The sequence below is a fragment of the Streptomyces phytophilus genome, from assembly GCF_013870535.1.
Taxonomy (GTDB): domain Bacteria; phylum Actinomycetota; class Actinomycetes; order Streptomycetales; family Streptomycetaceae; genus Streptomyces; species Streptomyces phytophilus.
In genome coordinates, this window is sequence record NZ_JACBXC010000655.1 from 1 (window position 1) to 3,376 (window position 3,376).

Annotated in this window: 3 protein-coding genes; 1 reads left to right on the forward strand and 2 read right to left on the reverse strand. The window is 70.9% G+C overall.

Features of this window, described 5'->3' with window-relative positions; genetic code table 11:
• Positions 1-1,363: cytochrome P450 (locus H5J30_RS23005; RefSeq protein WP_258563491.1), on the reverse strand; the 1,363-nt coding region annotated here is incomplete at its 3' end.
• 293 nt (positions 1,364-1,656) lie between these two features.
• On the opposite strand from H5J30_RS23005, the gene H5J30_RS23010 reads away from it, so the two are divergent.
• Positions 1,657-2,514: a helix-turn-helix domain-containing protein gene (locus H5J30_RS23010; protein ID WP_309505610.1), complete on the forward strand. Its 858-nt coding sequence runs from the start codon at positions 1,657-1,659 to the stop codon at positions 2,512-2,514.
• A gap of 15 nt (positions 2,515-2,529) precedes the next feature.
• On the opposite strand, the gene H5J30_RS23015 is transcribed toward H5J30_RS23010, so the two are convergent.
• A partial coding sequence (locus tag H5J30_RS23015) for a phosphohexomutase domain-containing protein (protein ID WP_508470610.1) occupies positions 2,530-3,376 on the reverse strand: 847 nt, incomplete at its 5' end.

Consider the following 3,376-nt stretch of genomic DNA (forward strand, 5'->3'; position numbering starts at 1 on the left):
CCACGAGCACCGCCCCGTCGAGCACGTGCAGCACGCGCTCCACCTCGGCGATGAAGTCCGGGGAGCCGCCCCGGGTGTGGTCGCCTCGGTGGACGGGTTTGGCGCCTCGCTGCGGGATGGGGAACGTCACCGGCAGCTTCTCCAGCAGGCTGCTCGTCCAGTCCTTGCGCCAGGTCAGCTCCTCCAGCTCGACCGCCAGCTCCATCTGCGGCAGCCGGGTCAGCAGCGTCTCGATCCCGGTCTCGGTGATGGCGCGCGCGAAGTCCTGCCCGGGGCACTCGTGCGGTCCCGCGCTGAACGCGAGGTGCGCGCTGTTGCCGTGTACGGGGGCGTCCAGGTCGGGCCGTACGTACGGATCGAAGTTGGCCGCGGACAGGCCCAGCACGAGCAGTTCGCCCTGGGGGATCTCCGTCTCGCCCAGCTCGACCTCGCCGGTCGTCACCCGGTGCGGACACCGCTCCATCGGCGGGTTGTCCCAGAGGACCTGGTCCAGTGCGCTGGGCAGCGTCATCTGGCCCCCGCTGAGGTTGCCGCGGAAGTTCTTGTCGGTCAGGACCTTCAGCAGGACGTGGCCGACCAGGCTGACGGTGGTGGCGTTGGCGGCGATGAGGATGAGCCGCAGGTGCTCGCGCACCTCGACGTCGTTGAGGTCGGAGGAGTGGGCGAGGAGCCGGGTGGTGATGTCGTTGCCGGGAGCGGCCTTCTTGCGCGCCACCAGCTGGTCGAGCGTGTCCGTCAGGTAGTCGTTGGCCCCGGCGGCGGACTCGCCGCCGCCCAGGCTCGTCCAGGCGGCCTCGATCAGGCGGGGGCTGAACTCCTCCGGCATCCCGAAGAGCTTGGTGACGACCAGCAGCGGCAGGTGGTGGGCGAACTGCGCGACCAGATCGGCCTCGCCGGTCTGCGCGAAGTCGTCGACGAGGCGGTCGGCGAAGCGCGTGATGTCGGTCCGGATGCCGCGCTTGTTGACGCTGCCCAGGCTTTCGGTGACGGCCGAGCGCAGCCGCTTGTGGTCCTGCCCGTCGGTGAACACGCACAGCGGCTGCCACGCGACGATCGGTGCCAGCGGGTGGTCGGAGGTCAGCGCGTCGGCGTGCTTCCAGAGCCGGGAGTCCCTGGTGAACGTCGCCGGGCTGCGGGCCACCCGCAGGTTCTCCGAGTAGCCGAGGACCAGCCACGCCGGCAGGTCGCCCGGCAGCAGCACGGGCGCCACCGCGCCGTAGCGCTCCCGGAGTTCCTCGTGCAGCCGCCGTGAGTCGGCCGCCTCGGGCCCGCCGAGCCGCACCAGGTCGTGGGCCGGGCAGCCCGCCGGCGGTGCGGCGGCCGAGCCCGGTGCACCGTGGTCGAAGGGCGTGGCAGGAGACACCGGTCAACTCCTCGATAAGATCGACCCGTTGGGGTGGGGGACCAGGCAGGCAGCCTAGTGCGGATGCGCCGCCCGGACGCACGTTTCCCGGGGGTTGGACCGGGGAAGACCTTGTGCTTCGCGGTCGTGATCGATGGTGAGCACGTAGCGTCCAGAAATATGCAGAATCGGACCGTTCCATTACGGAACGACGACCGCAATCTTTCCGGCAGTCGGCTGGCCTCGCCCGGTTCCCCGTCGGGAGATACGGATCTATCCGGAGATCGTACGGATTGTGGGGACGTGCATTGTCGGTGAAACCAGAACTCGGCGCACCGGGCCGGAAGACCCCTGCCCCACACGCCGCAGCGGGGCGGCTGCTGCGGAGAATCCGTACCAGGGCCGGAATTACGCAGATGGCGGCCACGCACGACGTCCTGAAGAGCGGCAACCTGTCGACTTTCCGCAAGCTCGAAAGCGGCGAGCGCCGTATGACCCCTCCGCAGATCGAGAAGTTCTTCCGCGGCCTGGACGCCTCGCTCGAAGAGCGGGCGGAACTGTACAGGCTCTCCGACCGGCAGCCGGAGAGGATTCCCCGCTGCCGCGAGGCGCTCGGCGACCCTCCCGGCCTCGCCGCCCTCATGGAGGACTACCGGATGCAGGTCAGAGGGCACGAACTGCCCACGTACCTGCTGTCAGGCGCCTTCGAGGTCGTGGAGATGAACGAGTCCTACCGGGAGATCGCGGAGGCTTTTCCGGTCCTGCCGGGACACGAGATCGCCGACCCGCTGAAATACCCGATCGGGTTCGTGCTGAAGTACCCGGACGCGGAAAGCTACTTCCTCGACTGGATGAGCAACTGGGTGCCGCCGATGCTCAGCTACCTCAAGGCGGGGATGGAGCTGAACCCGAATGACCCGGTCATCGCGGAAACCGCCGAGGCGGTACTCGCGGAGCCCCGGCTCAGACGGGCGTACGACCATGTGGGCGCCGACCTGGACGCGCTTTCCAACCACCACGTCGACCGCTTGGTGCGCGTCCGCCGGGCCGGCGGGGGTGAGGTGGTCATGGGAATGCGGGTCCGCATGTTCAGCGTGCCCCTGCTGCAAAGCGAAGCGTTCGCGATGCTGCACGTGTTTCCTTACTTTCCCACCGAGGCCCGGGACGGCTGATGCGGCCGTACGCCGTCAGAGGCCCGCTGCCGCCGACAGATCGCCGGTGAGTTCCGCCAGGACCGCTGCCGCCGCTGCCCGCGCCGCCGGGAGGCCGTCCCGGCCGGCCGGGACCGGGACCACGACCTCCAGGTAGCACTTCAGCTTCGGCTCCGTGCCGCTCGGGCGGACGATCACCCGGGCCGACTCCACGCCCCGGGCCCCGTCGCCCGCCAGGGTGTAGCGGAGGCCGTCCGTCGGGGGGAGGGCCGGGGTGCCCGCCGACAGGTCCTCGGCCAGGGACACCCGCAGGCCCGCCGCCGTCCGCGGCGGGGACTCGCGCAGGCGGCGCATGGCGGCGGCGATCACGTCCAGGTCCTCCACGCGGACGGAGAGCTGGTCCGTGGCGTGCAGGCCGTACTCCACCGCGATGTCGTCCAGCAGGTCCTGCAGCGTGCGGCCCATGGCCTTCAGCTCCGCCGCCAGTTCCGCGACGAGCAGGGCCGCCGTGATGCCGTCCTTGTCGCGGACCCCGGCGGGGTCGACGCAGTAGCCGAGGGCCTCCTCGTAGGCGTAGCGCAGGCCGTCGACCCGGGCCAGCCACTTGAAGCCGGTCAGCGTCTCCTCGTACGGCAGGCCCGCGGCCCGCGCGATCCGGCCCATCAGGGAGGAGGAGACGATGGACGCGGCGAAGGTGCCCGCGGCCCGCTTGCGTACGAGGTGCGCGGCCAGCAGGGCGCCGACCTCGTCGCCGCGCAGCATCCGCCACCCGGCGGGCGCGTCCGTGTCCCGTACGGCCACCGCGCAGCGGTCCGCGTCGGGGTCGTTCGCGATGACCACGTCGGTCCCGTCGGCCCCGTCGGCCGCGCGCGCCGTGGCGAAC